This is a genomic window from Streptomyces sp. NPDC006624 (assembly GCF_040611555.1).
GTDB lineage: Bacteria > Actinomycetota > Actinomycetes > Streptomycetales > Streptomycetaceae > Streptomyces.
Map to the genome: position 1 here is coordinate 1 of NZ_JBEXOM010000100.1, position 1,061 is coordinate 1,061.

2 protein-coding genes are annotated in these 1,061 nt (G+C 59.3%); one reads left to right on the forward strand and one right to left on the reverse strand.

Features of this window, described 5'->3' with window-relative positions:
• Nucleotides 1-58: 58 nt before the first annotated feature.
• A complete protein-coding gene (locus tag ABZY20_RS37440; protein ID WP_356448031.1) occupies nt 59-598 on the reverse strand; it encodes a hypothetical protein in 540 nt (179 codons plus the stop codon).
• A gap of 210 nt (nt 599-808) precedes the next feature.
• On the opposite strand from ABZY20_RS37440, the gene ABZY20_RS37445 reads away from it, so the two are divergent.
• On the forward strand, nt 809-1,061 hold a 253-nt coding region (locus ABZY20_RS37445; RefSeq protein WP_356448033.1), incomplete at its 3' end, for a hypothetical protein.

Sequence of the window (1,061 nt, forward strand, 5' to 3'; positions counted from 1 at the left end):
TGTTCTGGCATCTGCTGAAACTGGTCACTGCGCTCAAGAGCGTCTGTGTCGCGCGTGCTCACTTGTCCCTCTCGATGTGGATCGTTTGGAGGCACTTGCCATCGGGGGTGGACGTGATGCCGACCAGCATTCCGTACTTAAAGGCGTTGTAAATAGGAGCGGATACCTTGCCCGAGCCCTCATAGGGCGTGGCCTGAGTCAAGTTCAGCGCTCGCTGTGTAGAGAAGCATGGTTCCGCTGCGAGGCCTAGCGAAATGAAATCAGCGGGAGGCGGTTCGAGCCAGAACAAGGAAAGAACCTGACCGTCTGCGAGTGTCTTGGCATCGCGATTGATGTACTTGGCGCCAGACGGGTTGATGCCGTAGATCTTTGATAGCTCTGCGCTTACGCGGCCCATTCCAGCGACTCCGCTCAGGGGTTCAGTAAGAACGCGCTCAATGGTTAGCGGATCGTTGGCTGTTGATCTAACGTTCGAGGCGCAGCCAGACAATAGAGTGAGTGCCGCAGTGGCAGCGAAACTTAGAGTTGCGCTTTGGCTGCGAACCGAGGGCTTCATCGCTGTCTGCCAGGCTCGTTCGCTATCGCTACGTGCGGCCATGAGGACAGGTCCTGTGTAAGAAGATAGCCGCGTGCTATGCATTTACTGATTGGGCCAGGCGGAGGGCGAGTGAACGCGATAGGTCTAACGCAACGTTTACCGATACTCGCGCCGATCATAGCGCTGATCTTGGTGCGCAATGCGTGTTCTGCAAAGGTGGGCTGCGCCCGCCACGAGTGCCCAAGGGATTCGCGCGCAGAATTGGTGGCTTTGCAGCGTATTCTTCGACTGCCTTTGGCACGTGGCGCGGGCGGGCTGAAAAAGATTTCTGAGGAGCTGCGCCGCGCGGGCAGGCATTCGAATCAGTCAAGTCGCATAGGCCACAACACCAAGGTCGACGGAGGACTCACGCATTCCGGTGGCTGTCGTCTGAGCGTCGTGGTCGACTATACGAGTGGGGCGGGCTTGCCGGCGCGCTCGCCGAGGTCGGCGGCGACCGCCTCGTCGATGCGGGCGGCCTCGG